This is a genomic window from Methylobacterium sp. C33D (genome assembly GCF_053345825.1).
On the sequence record NZ_JBKFAV010000011.1, the window covers coordinates 81,447 to 96,721 of the forward strand.

Genomic DNA, 15,275 nt, shown 5'->3' on the forward strand with positions numbered 1-15,275 from the left:
TGCGACCCGCGCGCCACACCGCGGCGAAGCGTGGCCGCGACGTTGCCGCGCGGAACCCCTCGGGACCCTCGACGCTTGCCTACCGCCCGGCCCGACCGATATGCCGGGCACGGGCGATGGCGGGACCGCCGCGTCGGCTCCCCGCCCGATCGAGATTGAGGACACCGCTGAATGCGACTGGTTCCGGAACGATCCCTGCGCGCCTCCCGCCGCCGCGGGCTGGCCATCGCGGCGCTGGCGCTGTCCGCGCTGTCCGCGCTGACCGCCGGCCCCGCCTACGCCCAACGCGAGGACCAGGGCCTGCAGCTCGGCTGCGCGAACGACTATTTCCGCCTCTGCGCGGGCGTCGATCCGAACAGTCAGGACGCGGATCGCTGCATGATGCGCAACCGCAAGCGCCTGTCCCCCGAGTGCCGGTCCGCGATCGGCGACTACGACAAGCGCACGGGCAGCAAGTCCCTGTCCGACGATTGAGACGGGACTTGGTCGAGTTGCCCGCCGTTGGCGAGGGGCGTTTGGTATGAGCCTGACCGTCGCGGTCCAGATGGACCCGATCCAGAATATCCGGATCGCGGGTGACACCACCTTCGCCCTGCTGCTGGAAGCCCAGCGGCGGGGGCACGCGCTCGTCTACTACACGCCCGACCGGCTCTCGATGCAGGGCCGGCGCGTGACCGCCCGCGTCGAGCGGCTGACCGTGCAGGACGTCGAGGGCGCGCACTTCACCCTGGCGCCGCCGGAACGGCTCGACCTCGCCGAGGCGGACGTGGTGCTGATGCGCCAGGACCCGCCCTTCGACATGGCCTACATCACGGCCACCCACATGCTTGAGCGGATCCATCCGGAGACGCTCGTGGTCAACGATCCCTTCGAGGTGCGCAACGCGCCCGAGAAGCTGTTCGTCCTCGACTTCCCCGAGCTGATGCCGCCGACCCTGATCAGCCGCGACAAGGCGGAGATCGAGGCCTTCCGGCTTGAGCACGGGACCGTGGCGATGAAGCCGCTGCACGGGCACGGCGGCGCGGCCGTGTTCAAGGTCACCGAGAAGGACCCGAATTTCGGCTCGATGTTCGACCTGTTCGCCACGACCTTCCGGGAGGCCTGGGTCGTGCAGCGCTACCTCGACCGGGTCACCGAGGGCGACAAGCGCATCATCCTGGTCGACGGCGTCCCGATGGGGGCGGTCAACCGCGTCCCGGCCGCGAACGACATCCGCTCGAACATGGTGCGCGGCGGCGCCGCCTCCGCCTCCGAGCTGACCGACCGCGAGCGCGAGATCTGCGCCACGATCGGGCCGGAACTGGCGCGGCGGGGCCTGATCCTGGTGGGCATCGACGTGATCGACGGGCACCTCACCGAGATCAACGTCACCTCCCCCACCGGCATCCGGGCGATCCAGCGGCTCGGCGGCCCCGACCTGTCGGTCGCCGTCTGGGACGCGATCGAGGCCCGGATCGCGGCGCGCAAGGGCGTCTGACGGGGCGCGCGCTCAGGTCTCCGCGCGCGGGGTCGCGCTGAGCTCGGCCCAGTCGAACTCCTCTTCCAGCAGGTAGTAGGCGTCGTCGCCGATCCGGCCCTGGCGGCGCAGGGCGAGCACCGCGTCGCGGGCGGCCTCGACGGCGCGCCGCCGCGCGGCATCCGCCGGCAGGCTCTCCGGCGCCAGGCCCTCGTCGTGCGCCTCGGCCTCCGCGAGGGCCGCGCGGAACTCGGCGCGCAGGGCGTCGGTCGCCGGCTCGTTCTCCGCGTCGGCGAGGCTCTCCAGGGCGGCCTCGTAGGCCGCGGCGCGGGCCCAACCGGTCTCCCGGCCCACCGGATCGTCGTCCTCCAGCCGCAGACGGGCGAGCAGCGGCCGCAGGGTCAGGCCCTGGACGATCAGGGTGCCGAGCACCGTGACGAACGCCGTGACCACCACGAGATCCCGGTGCGGGAACGCGGCGGGCAGCGCCAGGGCAGCCGCCACGGTGACGATCCCGCGCATGCCCGCCCACGACAGGGCGATCCCCGGGCCCAGCCGCGCCGGGGCGCCGGCCTGCCGGAGGCCGAAGCCGCGGATCCCGGTGGTCGGCATCACCCAGGCGAGGCGGGTCAGCACCACGGTGGCGAAGGTCGCGCCCGCGAGGACCAGCGCCTGCCACGCGTCCGCGCCGCTGAGCCGCTCCCGGATCGGGTCGATCTGGATGCCGATCAGCACGAAGGCCAGGACGTTGAGCACGAACACCGCCGTGTCCCAGACCGCGTAGGAGATCACCCGGGCGCGCGGCGCGGTGACGCCGGGGGCCCGGCGGGCGACCGTCACCGCGAAGGTCACGATGGTCAGGACGCCCGACAGCTCCAGCCGCTCCGCGGCGAGCCAGATCCCGAAGGCGGCGACGAATTGCAGCACGATCGCGCTCGCCGGATCGGTCACGCGCCGGGTCACGGCCACGAACAGCAGGCCGAGGCAGGGGCCGACGGCGAGGCTCGCGACCACGCCCAGGAGGAAGGCCGGCGCCACCTCCGCCGGGTGGAAGGTGCCGGCCATCGCGGCCGTCACGCCGAGCCGGTAGATCAGCAGCGAGGCCGCGTCGTTGAGCAGGCTCTCGCCGCGCAGGATCGTGGCGAGCCGGTGCGGCATCGGCGCGTGCTTGAGCACGGCCAGCGCCGCCACGGCGTCGGGCGGCGCGACCACGGCGCCCAGCACGATGCAGGCGGAGAGCGGCATGTCCGGCACGACGAGCCGCGCCACGACCGCGACCGCGACGGCCGTCACCGCGACGGCCCCGACCGCGAGCCCGAGCACCGGGCGCCAGTTCTCCTTCAGGTCCCGCACGGAGGCGTCGAACCCGGCGTCGAGCAGGACCGGTGCCAGGAACAGGGCGAGCGCCAGTTCGGGATCGAGCCGCAGGTTCGGGACGCCGGGGACGAAGGCGAGGCCCACGCCGCCCAGTGCCAGGAAGGCGGGATACGGCGCCCCGAACCGGCGCGCGACGCCGGCCAGGAGGACGGCACCGAACAGGACGCCGACGACCCACTCGAAAATCAACATGCTGCTGAAAGAGGCTGGGTCCCGGGAGCGTTCCGGGTGCCGCGGTCGCAGGCCGGCTCAGTACTGCACGGTCGCGCGCAGGCCGAACACCGCCGCGTTGCGCAGCCGGCGGCCGTCCGGACCGGCGATCCCGGCGCCCGGCCGGATGACGTACTGCGCGTCGGGCTGCACGGTGAAGCCCGGCACGACCACCGCCTGATAGGTCGCCTCGATCACCGCCTCGGCGCGGCGCCGGGGCATCGGCATCCCGGTGTAGAGGATCGTGTCCCGGTCGGCCCGCTGGGCATCGTCGCCGATGCGGGCGTAGGCGAAGCTGAGTCCGACCGTGTCGTCGTCGCGACCCTCGAACAGGCCCTTGTAGGCGAGGCCGGTATCCAAGTAGGCGTCGATGAGGCTCGAACGCGTGGGCGACCACGCCGCGCGCACGAAGAAGCCCAGGCCCTCGTCGTCCTTGCCGGATTCCCGGTAGAGGGTCTGGTCGTAGATCGCGTAGAGGCCGGCATTGCCGCGCACCGGCCGGCCGATCCCGGTGGCGTTCGGGTCGGCCAGCGGCACGCCGGTGATGTCGAAGCGCAGGCTGTCGAACCGGCCGAAATGCTGCCAGCCGCCGAGGGTGATGTCGCCCGGCAATCCGCGGGCGCCGGGCGCGATGTTGTACGCGTAGGTCGCCTCGGCGATGATCAGGGCCGGATCGCGCAGGCGGAAATTCGTGCCCGTCCGGTCGAGGCGCTGCGCCTCCGGATCCCGACCGGGGCGGTTCGCGCCGGCCGGATCGCCGTCGTAGAGGCCGACCTGCAGGGAGAAGCCGTTGCCCGGCACGTACTTGGCCCGGATCGCCGGCGCCGCGAGCGGGTAGGCCGGGCCGCCGCTCGGCAGGTCGAGCCCGGTGATGGCCGGCCAGCCAAAGGTCGAGTTCACGAACAGGGTCGCGGTCTGGCTGACGAAGAACTCGGTATCGGCGGCCTGCTGGCCGATCCGGATCCCGAGCTTTCCGTCCATCAGGCTCTGGTCGAACCAGAGCACGTAGAGCCGCGTGGACGGCAGCGCCTCGATGACGCTCGTCGTGAGCAGGTTGCCGACGTAGTAGCGCGACAGGCCGGTGCCGTGGATGAAGTAGGCGTTGGCGTGGACCGTCGCCCCCTCCCAGCCCGCGAGCCGGTCGAGGTCGAGGTTGAGGCGCAGGTTGAGGCGGTCCTCGACGATCGCGCCCTGCCGCAGGCCGCCGACCGGGTTGCCGAGCACGTCGACGATGTAGGTCAGGCTGTACTCGATGCCCCGCTCCTTCAGGACCGGGCGGATCCCCAGCGGATCGCCGAGCGGCCCGAGATAGGGCTCGACCGAGCGGACGTAGCCGCCGGAGGCCTGGCTGGTGGTTTCCGGCTGGGAGACCGAGACGCGCGGATCGGCGCCCGCGCCCTCGAAGACCGTGGGCGCGCGCTGCTGGGCGGCGGCGGGCACGGCCGACAGGGCCAGGGCCAACCAGGCTGTGAGCTTCCGGACCATGGGCCCGCTTGTCGGTGACGGTACGGGCGAGAGCATAGCACGGCGCGCTGGTCGAACACGCCCGACCTTTGCAGGAGCCGCGCGCTCGCCTAACCCTGCGGCCGGTACACCACAGGACCGTCGATGCCCGAGACTCCCGTCTTCACGTCCGCCGCCGTCGCCGCGCCCCACAGCCTCGCCGCCCGGGCCGGCCAGACCGTCCTGGCGCAGGGCGGCAACGCCATCGAGGCGATGGTGGCGATGGCCGCCTCCATCGCGGTGGTGTACCCGCACATGAACGGCATCGGCGGCGACGGTTTCTGGCTGGTGCGCGAGCGCGGCGGCCGGGTGCGCGGCATCGAGGCCTGCGGCCCGGCCGGGCGCCTCGCCACGATCCCGCGCTACCGGGAGAAGGAGCTCGACGCGATCCCGGCCCGCGGCCCCGACGCGATGGTCACGGTCGCGGGCGCGGTGGGCGGCTGGCGCCTCGCCCTGGAGCTGGCGCGGGCGCTGGGCGGCCGCCTCCCGCTGGAGACCCTGCTCGCCGACGCGATCGCGCAGGCGCGGGCCGGCGTCCCGGTCTCACCGTCGGAGGCGCGCTACGTGCCCCAGGAACTCGACACGCTCCACGACGCCCCGAACTTCGCGCGGACGTTCCTGAAGGCGGGCAAGCCCTTCCCGGCCGGCGAGACCCGGAGCCTCCCGCTGCTCGCCGCCACCCTGGAGCAGCTCGCCCATGCGGGCCTCGGCGATTTCTACCGCGGCGATATCGGCCGTGAGATCGCCGCCGACCTGGAGCGGCTCGGCGCGCCGGTCACCCGCGCGGATCTGGAATCCTTCGCGGCGGTCGAGCGCGCGCCCCTGTCGATCCGCCGCCGCGACGCGACGCTCTACAACTTCCCGCCGCCGACCCAGGGGCTCGCGGCTCTCCTGATCCTCGGGATCTTCGACCGGCTGAACATCGCCGAGCCCGAGACCACCGCCCATTACCACGGGCTGATCGAGGCGACGAAGCGGGCCTTCGTGATCCGCGACCGCGTGGTGACCGACTTCGCCCGCCTGCGGCACGACCCCGCCACCTTCCTGACCCCGGACCGGCTCGCCCGCGAGGCCGCGCTCGTCGATATGGGCCGCGCCGCCCGGGTGCCCCTGCCCGATCCGGGCCACGGCGACACGGTCTGGATGGGTGCGATCGACAAGGACGGCCTCGCCGTTTCCTACATCCAGTCGGTCTACTGGGAGTACGGTTCCGGGACGGTCCTGCCCGCCACCGGCATCTGCTGGCAGAACCGGGGCATGTCGTTCTCCCTCGACCCGAAGGCCGTGAACCCGCTGGAGCCGGGCCGGCGCCCGTTCCACACGCTGATCCCGGCGCTCGCCGCCTTCGACGACGGGCGGGTGATGAGCTACGGCAGCATGGGCGGCGACGGGCAGCCGCAGTTCCAGGCGCAGATCTTCACCCGCTACGCCGATTACGGGATGTCGGTGGCGGACGCGGTCGACGCGCCGCGCCTGCTCTACGGGCGGACCTGGGGGGCGCCCTCCCTCAGCGTGAAGGTGGAGGACCGGTTCGATCCGGCCTGCATCGCGGCCCTCGGCCGCCTCGGCCACGAGATCGAGGAGCTCGGCGGCTCCTACATCGACTCACTCGGCCACGCGGGCATGCTGGTCTGCCATCCCCGGAACGGGCGGATCGAGGCGACCCACGACCCGCGCTCGGACGGCGGCGCCCTGGGGCTCTGATACCGTTCCGATCGACCTCCGCTCGACCTCGGCGGCTGCCGCACCCTTCCGTCATCGCGCGCGCGGCGCAGTCACCCAGGACAGCGGGATGTCCGGGGTCGCGGCGCGGAACCTAGCCCGCCTGAACGAGCCAGCAGGCGGCGCGCAGGCGCACGGCGCCGCCCGCCGCGTGCCGACTGAGGGCCTCCGCCACGGCCGCCTCGGCGCGCGCCCGAAGCTCCGGCGCGGCCTCGCGGACGAGGTGCGAGCTCGGCCCGAGGTTCAGGGCGACGTGGGTGGCCGCCGCGATCGCCGCCGCGTCGGTCTCGCCCTGCCCGAGGACGATGTCCCGGTCGAGGGCGTCGCAGGTGACGGCGTCGAACCCGGCCCCGCGCAGGAGCGCGACGAGCGGGTCGGCGTCGGCGAAGCGGAACGGCCCCGGCGTGTCGGGCCGCGGCGGCGGCGGCACCTCCGGCAGGAGCGGCAGCACCGCGTCGCGCGGCACGCCCACCCACGCGTTCTCCGAGAGGGCTCGCCAGCACAGGAAGGTCATCCGGCCGCCCGGCCGGAGCATCCGGCGCACGTTGGCGAAGGCGCGGGCGGAATCCGGGAAGAACATCACGCCGAACCGCGACACGACCCGGTCGAACCGGCCGAGATCGGCCGCCTCGACATCGGCCTCGACGAACCGGATCGGGGCGGCGCCGGGCGGCTCCGCCTCGGCGCGATCCCGCCCCACGGCGAGGAGCGGCGCCGAGATGTCGGCGCCCGTCACGCCGCCGCCGGGCCCGACCCGGCGCGCCGCCTCCAGGGTCGTGGCACCCGCGCCGCAGCCGATGTCGAGCACCGTCTCGCCCGGACCGAGCCCCGCGCGGGCGAAGAGCGCCTCCGTCAGCGGGACGAACATCGCGTCGAGGACGGCCTGATTGCGCGCCCAGCGCGTCCCGACCTCGCCGTTCCAGTACTCGGCCTGGGTGATGCCGCCCGCCATGCTGCCCTCCGTCAGGCCGTCGTCGCAGCGACCGACAGTTCCGGCTTGTGGTTGAGAGTCTGGAAGACCACGCAGTAGCGCTCGGTCAGCTTCAGCAACTGGGCGAGCTTGTCCTCCGGCGCGTCGGTGTCGAGCTCGAAGAACAGGCGGATGCTCCGGAAGCCCACCGGCGCCTCCTTGTCGACTCCGAGGGTGCCGCGGAAATCGAGGTCGCCCTCGGCGCTGACCGTGCCGGCGCGCAGCGGGATCTCCAGGGCTGTGGCCACCGCCTTGAGCGTCACGCCCGCGCAGGCGACCAGCGCCTCCAGCAGCATGTCGCCCGAGCACAGCTCCGCGCCCGAGCCGCCCGTGGCCGGATGCAGCCCGGCCTCCGCGATGGCGCGGCCCGTCTCGACCTTGCAGGCGATCTTGGTGTCGTCCAGCGTGCCCCTGGCCTTCAAGGTGATGACCGCCGCGTCCGGCGCGGTGCGGTACTTGTCCTTGATCGGAGCCTGGAGGGCTCGCAGCGCGGTGGCGTCCATGGCGTCGTCCTCTCGATGGTGTCGCCCGACCTCCGGCGGCCGGATCGGGTTCTCGGTGCGCGAAACGCCTTAGCAGGTTGTCGCCAAGCCCTCACCGTCTTTGCGGGCGCGGCGAAGCGATCCGGTGTAGCGCCGCGGATCTCAGAGGTCGCGCCGCCCAGGATCGCTTCGCCGCGCCCGCAGAGACGAACGGTGTCCGCAGCCGCTCGTTCTGTCCGCAGCTCTGAGAATCGGCGCGATCACCGGGAAGCGCCCGCGCTCAGTCGATCAGGGCGGCCACGGCCTCCGCGAGGGCGTCGACCTGGGCCTCGTCGTGGGCGGCCGAGAAGGCGACCCGCAGCCGCGCCGTCCCGGCCGGCACGGTCGGCGGCCGGATCGCCACCACGAGGTAGCCCTGCGCCTCCAGCGCCGCCGAGATGTCGAGCGCCCTCTGCGCCTCGCCGACCAGCACCGGCACGACCGCGCTCTCGGCCTCCGGCAGGCCCAGGCGGGCGGTGAAGCGCCGGGCCAGGGCGAGCGGACGGGCCCGGCGGTCGGGCTCCGCCTCCAGGATCGCCAGCGCCTCCAGGGCAGCGGCGGCCGAGGCCGGGGGCAGGCCGGTGGTGTAGACGAAGCTGCGGGCGCGGCTCGTCATCAGGTCGACGACCGGGCGCGAGGCGCAGAGATAGCCGCCGTAGGAGCCGAGCGCCTTCGACAGGGTGCCCATCTCGAGGGGCGCGCGCGGTCCGTCCTCGACCACGCCGATGCCGTGGGCATCGTCCACCAGCGTCCAGGCGTCGAAGGACTCGGCGATGGCCAGGATGTCGCTGAGCGGCGCCCGGTCGCCGTCCATGCTGAAGACCCGCTCGGTGAGCACGAGGGCGCGCCCGTGGTGCGGCCGGTGCTCGGCGAGCCGCGCCGCGAGGTCGCCGGGATCGTTGTGGCGGAAGGTCTGGACCCGCGCGCCCGAGAGCCGCGCGCCCGCCCACATGCAGGCGTGGGACAGTTCGTCCAGCAGGACGAGATCGCCCCGCCCGGCGAGCGCCGGGGTGATGCCGAGATTGGCGAGGTAGCCGCTGCCGAAGACCAGCGCGGCCTCCGTGCCCTTGTGGCGGGCGAGGCCGGCCTCCAGCGCGCCGAGATGGGGATGATCGCCGGTCACGAGCCGCGACCCGCCCGCCCCCGCCCCGTGGGACGCCGCGGCCGCCTGAGCCGCCGCGATCACCCGCGGGTGGTGCGAGAGGCCGAGATAATCGTTGCACGAGAAGGAGACGAGCGCCCGTCCCCGCCGCGCCGCCGCGGCGCCGGCGCCGCGCTCCGTCGGCACCAGCTTGCGGCGCAGGCTGCCGGCCTCGAGGGCGTCGAGTTTCCCGGTGGCGAAGGCGTCGAGGCTGTCCATGGGGACGGGGATGGGCGGTGCCGCGCCGGCAAAGTCAAGCGCCCGGTGCCGGACCCTTGACCGCCGTCCGAGGCCCCACCATGCCGGAGGCATGACCCTCGCAGCGCCCGCAGGCCATCTCTGGCGGCCCTACACGCAGATGCACCGCGCGGCGCCGCCCCTGGAGGCGGTCGCGACTCACGGCACCCGCATCCGCCTCGCCGACGGCCGCGAGCTCGTGGACGGCATCGCCTCCTGGTGGACCGCCGTGCACGGCTACAATCACCCGCACATAGCGGGCGCGGTGGCCGACCAGCTCGCGCGCATGCCGCACGTGATGTTCGGAGGCCTGACCCACGCACCGGCGGAGGCCCTGGCCCGGCGGCTCGCCGCCCTGCTGCCGGGCGGTCTCGACCACGTCTTCCTCAGCGATTCGGGCTCGGTCGCCGTCGAGGTCGCGCTCAAGATGGCGGCACAGATGTGGATCAACCGCGGCGTCACCGGGCGGACGAAGGTCCTCGCGTTCCGCGGCGGCTACCACGGCGACACGATGGGGGCGATGTCGGTCTGCGACCCCGAGGAGGGCATGCACCGCCGCTTCGGTGCCTACCTGCCGAGCCAGATCTTCTGCGACCTGCCGCGGGGCGCGGCCGAGACCGCGGCGCTCGATGCCGCCCTGGCGGCCCATCGCGACACCCTGGCGGCGGTGATCGTCGAGCCGCTGGTCCAGGGTGCCGGCGGGATGCGCACGCACCCGCCGGAGGTGCTCGCGACGGTCGCCCGCCTGGCCCGCCGCCACGGGCTGCCGCTTATCGCCGACGAGATCTTCACCGGCTTCGGGCGCACCGGCAGCCTGTTCGCCTGCGAGCAGGCGGGGATCGTGCCCGACATCCTGTGCCTGTCAAAGGCGCTCACGGGCGGCACGATGGCGCTCGCCGCCACGGTCGCCCGCACCGAGGTGTTCGCGGCGTTCTGGTCCGAGGATCCGGCGGCGGCGCTGATGCACGGCCCGACCTTCATGGCCAATCCCCTCGCCTGCGCGGCGGCCAATGCCAGCCTCGACCTGTTCGAGACCGAGCCGCGCCTGACCCAGGCCCGCGCCATCGCGGAGCGCCTCGCCGCGGGGCTGGAGCCGCTGCGGCGGGTGCCCGGCGTGGCCGATGTCCGGGTCCTCGGGGCCATCGGCGCGGTCCAGTTCGCGCGGGCGCCCGATCTGGCCGTCCTGAAGGCGGCCCTGCTCGCCCGCGGCGTCTGGGTGCGGCCCTTCGGCGATATCGTCTACCTCACCCCGGCCCTCACGATCGGTGCGGCGGATCTCGACCGGCTGATCGAGGCCGTCGCCGGGGTGGTGGTCGAGCTGGCGCCGTCATCGCCGTGACGCCCGCGCATCCCACTTTCCCGTGACGAGCCCCAGTACCAGCCTGCAACCCGGGACCGTTTCTGCCGTTGGGCCTACGGCTGGAGATGCGTGCGGCGGCCCGCGCGGCCGGGTGCTGCCGGAGGGAGTACACAGTGGCGAGCGAGCAGACGGGTTCGAGCGGCGATCGGCCGGTAATCCTCCTCGTCGAGGACGAGGCGCTGACGATCATGGACCTCGGGGACGTGCTGGAGGAAGGCGGCTACGACACCGTTCAGTGCGCCTCGGCCGAGCGGGCGCTGAGCATCCTGCAGGCGCGCCCGGACATTTGCGGGCTCGTCACGGACGTGCAGCTCTCGGGCAAGACGGACGGCTTCGACCTCGCGAGTTCCGTGGCCGAGGCGCGGCCGCAACTGCCGATCCTGATCGTGTCCGGGCGCGCCTCGCCCGACCCGGCCCGCATGCCCAAGCACGCCGAGTTCATCGCCCGTCCCTGCACCGGCGAGGACATCCTGGACCGGCTCCAGCGTCTCATGCACTGCTGAGCGGACCTCCGCGCGAGCCCCGTCATCGCACCGTCACCGGTCGTCGCCACAGGGACCTGGGCGGCCGCTTGATGGGGGTGGACGGTGCAGATTCAGGATCGTCCGGCGGCCGCCGGCACTAATTCGAGCGCTCCGGTGGGCGACAAGCAGAAGCGCGATCACCAGGACGAGGCGGCCGCCGTGCTCGGCCTGCCGTCCAAGAAGCTGCGGCCACCCGGCGTGCGCAGCGTCGGCTGGGCCCTGGTCCAGGCGGCGCGCCTGCACCGGGCGCGGACCGGCGACCGCTTGGCCAAGCTCGGCCTGTTCGCCGGGCAGGAGCAGGTGGTGCAGGCGCTGGCCGCGGCCGGCACGATGACGATGGGCGATCTCGCCGCCCTGCTGCGCGTCCGGCCGCCCACCGCCTCCAAGACCGTGACGCGGCTCGCGGCCCTCGGCATCGTCGAGCGCCGGGCCGAATCGGGCGACGGCCGCGTGGTCCGGGTCCAGCTCACGGAGGCCGGCCGAGCCAAGGCCGAGGCCATCGAGCGGATCCAGGAGGAGGTCGAGGCCGAACTACTCGACCACCTCGACAAGACCGATCGCCGCCGGCTCCGGAAGCTCCTGCGGAAGGCGGCCCGCGGCCTCGCGGAGGCGGCCGGCGCCTCCGGTCAGACGGCCGAGGCGGATGCCGAGATCGAGGCCGAGGACGAGGCCGAGGCGCTGGCGACCTGACCGCCGGCCTCAGGCCGCGCGCCGCCACGCCGGGAACGGGTCCGGCAGGCCGCGATAGGGCGCGGGATCGAACGGCTCCCGGTCCGCACCGGTCTCGATCAGGCAGGCGTCCAGCGCCGCCGTGAGCGCCGCCGCGTCCATGCCGGTGCCGATGAAGACCAGCTCCTGCCGCCGGTCGCCCCAGACCTCGCTCCAGACGTCCTGGAGGCGCAGCCGGAACTCGGGCGCCTCCGGCCAGCGCCGCCGCGGCACGGCCGACCACCAGAACCCCATCGCCGAGACCCGGGCCACGGCGCCCGCCAGGGAGAACTCGCCGACCCAGTCCGGCCGGGTCGCGAGCCAGAAGTGGCCCTTCGCGCGGATCAGGCCCGGCCAGGTGGTGTTGACGAAGGCGTTGAAGCGCTCCGGGTCGAAGGGCCGCCGGGCCCGGTAGACGAAGGAGGCGATGCCGTACGCTTCGGTCTCCGGCACGTGCGCGTGGGCGCCGTAGAGTTCCTTGAACCAGAGCGGGTGCTGCTGCGCCTTCTCCTCGTCGAACAGGCCGGTGTCGAGGATCTCGGCGAGCGGCGCGCGCCCGTGATCGGTCTCGAGGATGCGGGCATCGGCGTTCAGGCCCCGCACGACGGAGCGGACCAGCGCGAGATGCTCCGCGGAGACGTCGTGCGCCTTGTTGATCACCACCACGTCGGCGAACTCGATCTGCTCCACCAGCAGGTCCACGAGCGTGCGCGTGTCCTCGGCGCCGGCGGTCTCGCCGCGCTCGCGCAGGAAGGCGGCCGAGCCGTAATCCTTGAGCAGGTTCACCGCGTCGACCACCGTGACCATCGTGTCGAGCCGGGCGAGATCCGACAGGGACCGCCCGGCCTCGTCGCGGAACGAGAAGGTCGAGGCGACCGGGAGCGGCTCGGCGATGCCGGTCCCCTCGATCAGCAGGTAGTCGAACCGACCCGTCTCCGACAGCCGCCGCACCTCGGCGAGCAGGTCGTCGCGCAGGGTGCAGCAGATGCAGCCGTTGGTCATCTCGACGAGCGTCTCGTCGGTCCGGGACAGGTCGGCGCCCCCGGCGCGGACCAGGTCCGCGTCGATGTTCACCTCGCTCATGTCGTTGACGATCACGGCGACGCGGCGGCCGTCGCGATTGGTGAGCACGTGGTTGAGCAGGGTCGTCTTCCCGGCTCCGAGGAAGCCGGACAGGACGGTGACGGGAAGACGAGGGTCGCGCTGGGTCATGGCGCCATCAAGATGTTATAACGTTTCAAAGTCAACCCGGTGCGGGAAATCGTGCCGCGACGCGGGCGACGGGAATGTTGCAACGATGTAACGTTTCTCAGCCGCGTCTCGCGGCTGCGGGTTTGACGCTTGCGCTGGAGCGCGGGGGCGCAACAATGCAATGATATAACACTGTGTGAGTCTCGATGCCTCCCTCGCGCCGCTTCGGTTTCCTCGCCAGCACGGTCCTGTCCTCGACCGTCTGCGCGGGCCTCCTCACACCCTCCACCGCGCGGGCGCAGCAGGCCGTCGCCCTCGACGAGATCAGCGTGACCAGCCCGAGCCCGATCCAGCCGTCGCGCGGCGCGGTCGCGGCGGATGCGGCGGTGCCGATCGGCGTCCTGCCGGTGGCGACCAACACGTTCTCACCGGTGACGGTGGTGACCCAGGACCAGATCGCGCGCGACCAGCCGCGGACCCTGGGCGACGCCCTGTTCGACCGACCGGGCATCTCCGGCACGACCTACGCGCCGGGCGCGGCGTCCCGGCCGATCATCCGCGGCCTCGACAATGCCCGAGTGCGGATCCAGGAGAACGGCATCGTCAACGGCGGCGTGTCCGACCTCGGCGAGGACCACGCCGTGCCGGTCAACCCGCTGGTCTCCGACCGGATCGAGGTGATCCGCGGCCCCGCGACCCTGCGCTACGGCTCGGGGGCCATCGGCGGCGTCGTCTCGGCCGACAACAACCGAGTGCCGACCTTCATCCCGGCGAACGGGGTGCAGGGTCAGGTCACCAGCGGCTTCTCCAGCGTGGATAACGGCCGCCTCGGCGCCGCCACGGTCGATGCCGGCGGCGACGGCATCGCGGTCCACGCCGACGGCTTCAAGACCGCCAACGACAGCTACGCGATTCCCGGGGGGATCCAGCGCAACTCCTACAACGAGTCGCAGGGCGGCGCGGTCGGCATCTCGGCGATCGGCGACCGCGGCTTCGCGGGCATCTCCTTCAGCCACTACGACGCGGTCTACGCGATCCCGGGCGGCGTCGCCGAGCAGGACCGGACCCGCCTGACCCCGAACCAGGACCGGGTCCTGTCGCGGGGCGAGTACCGCCCGCTCGACGGGCCCTTCGAGGTGATCCGCTACTGGGCGGGCTACTCGGCCTACCGCCACAACGAGGTCGGGATCGGCGGCGACGGGATCGAGGGCGTCCAGGCGATCTTCAAGAACCGCGAGGCCGAGGGGCGCCTGGAACTCCAGCACGTCCCTGTCATCACCGCGTTCGGAAGACTCACCGGCGCTCTGGGCTTCCAGTCGGACCGGCGCGTGATCAACACGCAGCTCGAATCGTTCCTGCCGAAGACCGAGTCGCGCGCGAACGCGGTCTACCTGTTCGAGGAGCTGGAACTGCGCCCGGGAACGCGGCTGCAGGCGGCCGGGCGCTACGAGGTCGACCGACTGTCGAGCACGGCGGCGCAGTTCCCCGCCGACTACGTGCCGGTCGACGGCCAGGAGCCGTTCCAGTACGCGCGGACCCGGCGCTTCGCTCCGAAGAGCGCCAGCATCGGCGCCCTGCAGGACCTGCCCTTTGGCTTCGTGGCGAGCCTCACGGGCTCCTACGTCGAGCGCGGGCCCACCGGCTACGAGCTGTTCTCGCAGGGCCCGCACGACGCCACCGCGACCTTCGAGATCGGCAACCCGAACCTCAAGAAGGAGCGCGCCCGGACCGTCGAGGCCAGCATCCGCCGGGCCGAGGGACCCTTCCGCCTCGACGCCACCGGCTACTTCACCCGCTACACCGGCTTCATCTACCGGAACTACACGGGCCTGACCTGCGACGACGACTTCGCCTCCTGCGGCGTCGGCACCGACAACCGGCAGATCGTCTACCAGCAGCAGAACGCGACCTTCTACGGCGCCGAGATCATCGGCCAGTACGACCTCGTGCCGGTGGGCAACGGCTTCGCCGGGATCGAGGCGCAGTTCGACTTCGTCCGCGCCCAGTTCGACAACGGCGCGAACGTGCCGCGCATCCCACCCTACCGGCTCGGCGGCGGCGTCTACCTGCGGGCGGACGGGTGGTTCGCGCGGGTGAACCTGCTCCACGCCTTCAGCCACGACGCCACGGCCGTGTACGAGACGCCGACCCCCGGCTACGACGACCTGCGCGCCGAGCTGAGCTACACCAAGGCCGTCGATCCCGCGGTCTACGGTGCGAGCGCGATCACCCTCGGCGTCCAGGGCCGCAACCTGCTGAACGACGACATCCGCAACTCGACCTCGTTCAAGAAGGACGAGATCCTGCTGCCGGGGCGGAACGTGCGGCTGTTCCTGACGGCGCGGTTCTGAGGGT

At 72.9% G+C, this 15,275-nt stretch carries 13 protein-coding genes; 7 read left to right on the plus strand and 6 right to left on the minus strand.

Annotation, left to right across the window (positions count from 1 at the left end; all coding sequences use genetic code 11):
• The first annotated feature begins 171 nt into the window (after positions 1 to 171).
• Complete coding sequence (locus ACLBXO_RS10850) at positions 172 to 474, plus strand: hypothetical protein (RefSeq protein WP_447685381.1); 303 nt, start codon at positions 172 to 174, stop codon at positions 472 to 474.
• Positions 475 to 520: 46 nt separating this feature from the next.
• A complete protein-coding gene (gshB, locus tag ACLBXO_RS10855; protein WP_331312559.1) occupies positions 521 to 1,477 on the plus strand; it encodes a glutathione synthase in 957 nt (318 codons plus the stop codon).
• A 12-nt stretch (positions 1,478 to 1,489) separates the two neighbouring features.
• Here gshB and ACLBXO_RS10860 read toward each other — a convergent pair whose 3' ends face one another.
• Together ACLBXO_RS10860 and ACLBXO_RS10865 are read right to left on the minus strand one after the other, a co-directional pair.
• Complete coding sequence (locus ACLBXO_RS10860) at positions 1,490 to 3,025, minus strand: cation:proton antiporter (RefSeq protein ID WP_447685382.1); 1,536 nt, start codon at positions 3,023 to 3,025, stop codon at positions 1,490 to 1,492.
• 57 nt (positions 3,026 to 3,082) lie between these two features.
• Positions 3,083 to 4,528 carry a carbohydrate porin gene (locus ACLBXO_RS10865; RefSeq protein WP_447685383.1) on the minus strand — a complete coding sequence of 482 codons (1,446 nt, stop codon included), beginning with the start codon at positions 4,526 to 4,528 and terminating at the stop codon, positions 3,083 to 3,085.
• Positions 4,529 to 4,651: 123 nt separating this feature from the next.
• On the opposite strand from ACLBXO_RS10865, the gene ACLBXO_RS10870 reads away from it, so the two are divergent.
• Positions 4,652 to 6,250 carry a gamma-glutamyltransferase family protein gene (locus tag ACLBXO_RS10870; RefSeq protein WP_447685384.1) on the plus strand — a complete coding sequence of 533 codons (1,599 nt, stop codon included), beginning with the start codon at positions 4,652 to 4,654 and terminating at the stop codon, positions 6,248 to 6,250.
• A 112-nt stretch (positions 6,251 to 6,362) separates the two neighbouring features.
• Here ACLBXO_RS10870 and ACLBXO_RS10875 read toward each other — a convergent pair whose 3' ends face one another.
• The 3 genes from ACLBXO_RS10875 to ACLBXO_RS10885 all read right to left on the minus strand — a co-directional run bounded on the left by ACLBXO_RS10875 (position 6,363) and on the right by ACLBXO_RS10885 (position 9,119).
• A complete protein-coding gene (locus ACLBXO_RS10875; protein ID WP_447685385.1) occupies positions 6,363 to 7,220 on the minus strand; it encodes a class I SAM-dependent methyltransferase in 858 nt (285 codons plus the stop codon).
• An 11-nt stretch (positions 7,221 to 7,231) separates the two neighbouring features.
• Positions 7,232 to 7,741: an OsmC family protein gene (locus ACLBXO_RS10880; RefSeq protein ID WP_012317870.1), complete on the minus strand. Its 510-nt coding sequence runs from the start codon at positions 7,739 to 7,741 to the stop codon at positions 7,232 to 7,234.
• Positions 7,742 to 8,000: 259 nt separating this feature from the next.
• Positions 8,001 to 9,119 (minus strand): aminotransferase class I/II-fold pyridoxal phosphate-dependent enzyme, encoded by a 1,119-nt coding sequence (locus ACLBXO_RS10885; protein WP_447685386.1) that lies wholly within the window; start codon positions 9,117 to 9,119, stop codon positions 8,001 to 8,003.
• A 91-nt stretch (positions 9,120 to 9,210) separates the two neighbouring features.
• Between ACLBXO_RS10885 and ACLBXO_RS10890 the strand changes: the two genes are divergently transcribed.
• From ACLBXO_RS10890 to ACLBXO_RS10900, 3 genes are all read left to right on the plus strand, one after another.
• The gene (locus ACLBXO_RS10890; protein WP_447685387.1) at positions 9,211 to 10,476 is read left to right on the plus strand and encodes an adenosylmethionine--8-amino-7-oxononanoate transaminase; all 1,266 of its coding nucleotides are present in this window, start codon (positions 9,211 to 9,213) and stop codon (positions 10,474 to 10,476) included.
• Between the two features lie 134 nt (positions 10,477 to 10,610).
• The gene (locus tag ACLBXO_RS10895; RefSeq protein WP_331289920.1) at positions 10,611 to 11,000 is read left to right on the plus strand and encodes a response regulator; all 390 of its coding nucleotides are present in this window, start codon (positions 10,611 to 10,613) and stop codon (positions 10,998 to 11,000) included.
• Positions 11,001 to 11,084: 84 nt separating this feature from the next.
• Positions 11,085 to 11,711, plus strand: a complete 627-nt coding sequence (locus ACLBXO_RS10900; RefSeq protein ID WP_419539281.1) for a MarR family winged helix-turn-helix transcriptional regulator — start codon at positions 11,085 to 11,087, stop codon at positions 11,709 to 11,711.
• A 9-nt stretch (positions 11,712 to 11,720) separates the two neighbouring features.
• Here ACLBXO_RS10900 and ACLBXO_RS10905 read toward each other — a convergent pair whose 3' ends face one another.
• Complete coding sequence (locus tag ACLBXO_RS10905) at positions 11,721 to 12,941, minus strand: GTP-binding protein (protein ID WP_447685388.1); 1,221 nt, start codon at positions 12,939 to 12,941, stop codon at positions 11,721 to 11,723.
• A 185-nt stretch (positions 12,942 to 13,126) separates the two neighbouring features.
• On the opposite strand from ACLBXO_RS10905, the gene ACLBXO_RS10910 reads away from it, so the two are divergent.
• Complete coding sequence (locus ACLBXO_RS10910; protein ID WP_447685389.1) at positions 13,127 to 15,271, plus strand: TonB-dependent receptor; 2,145 nt, start codon at positions 13,127 to 13,129, stop codon at positions 15,269 to 15,271.
• Positions 15,272 to 15,275 lie beyond the last annotated feature (4 nt).

Excerpts from the sequence above, each read along its gene's own strand:
- ACLBXO_RS10850 (WP_447685381.1), top strand. The coding sequence starts at position 172 with ATGCGACTGGTTCCGGAACGATCCCTGCGCGCCTCCCGCCGCCGCGGG.
- ACLBXO_RS10890 (WP_447685387.1), top strand. The coding sequence starts at position 9,211 with ATGACCCTCGCAGCGCCCGCAGGCCATCTCTGGCGGCCCTACACGCAG.
- ACLBXO_RS10880 (WP_012317870.1), bottom strand. The coding sequence starts at position 7,741 with ATGGACGCCACCGCGCTGCGAGCCCTCCAGGCTCCGATCAAGGACAAG.
- gshB (WP_331312559.1), top strand. The coding sequence starts at position 521 with ATGAGCCTGACCGTCGCGGTCCAGATGGACCCGATCCAGAATATCCGG.
- ACLBXO_RS10885 (WP_447685386.1), bottom strand. The coding sequence starts at position 9,119 with ATGGACAGCCTCGACGCCTTCGCCACCGGGAAACTCGACGCCCTCGAG.
- ACLBXO_RS10865 (WP_447685383.1), bottom strand. The coding sequence starts at position 4,528 with ATGGTCCGGAAGCTCACAGCCTGGTTGGCCCTGGCCCTGTCGGCCGTG.
- ACLBXO_RS10870 (WP_447685384.1), top strand. The coding sequence starts at position 4,652 with ATGCCCGAGACTCCCGTCTTCACGTCCGCCGCCGTCGCCGCGCCCCAC.
- ACLBXO_RS10910 (WP_447685389.1), top strand. The coding sequence starts at position 13,127 with ATGCCTCCCTCGCGCCGCTTCGGTTTCCTCGCCAGCACGGTCCTGTCC.
- ACLBXO_RS10905 (WP_447685388.1), bottom strand. The coding sequence starts at position 12,941 with ATGACCCAGCGCGACCCTCGTCTTCCCGTCACCGTCCTGTCCGGCTTC.
- ACLBXO_RS10875 (WP_447685385.1), bottom strand. The coding sequence starts at position 7,220 with ATGGCGGGCGGCATCACCCAGGCCGAGTACTGGAACGGCGAGGTCGGG.
- ACLBXO_RS10860 (WP_447685382.1), bottom strand. The coding sequence starts at position 3,025 with ATGTTGATTTTCGAGTGGGTCGTCGGCGTCCTGTTCGGTGCCGTCCTC.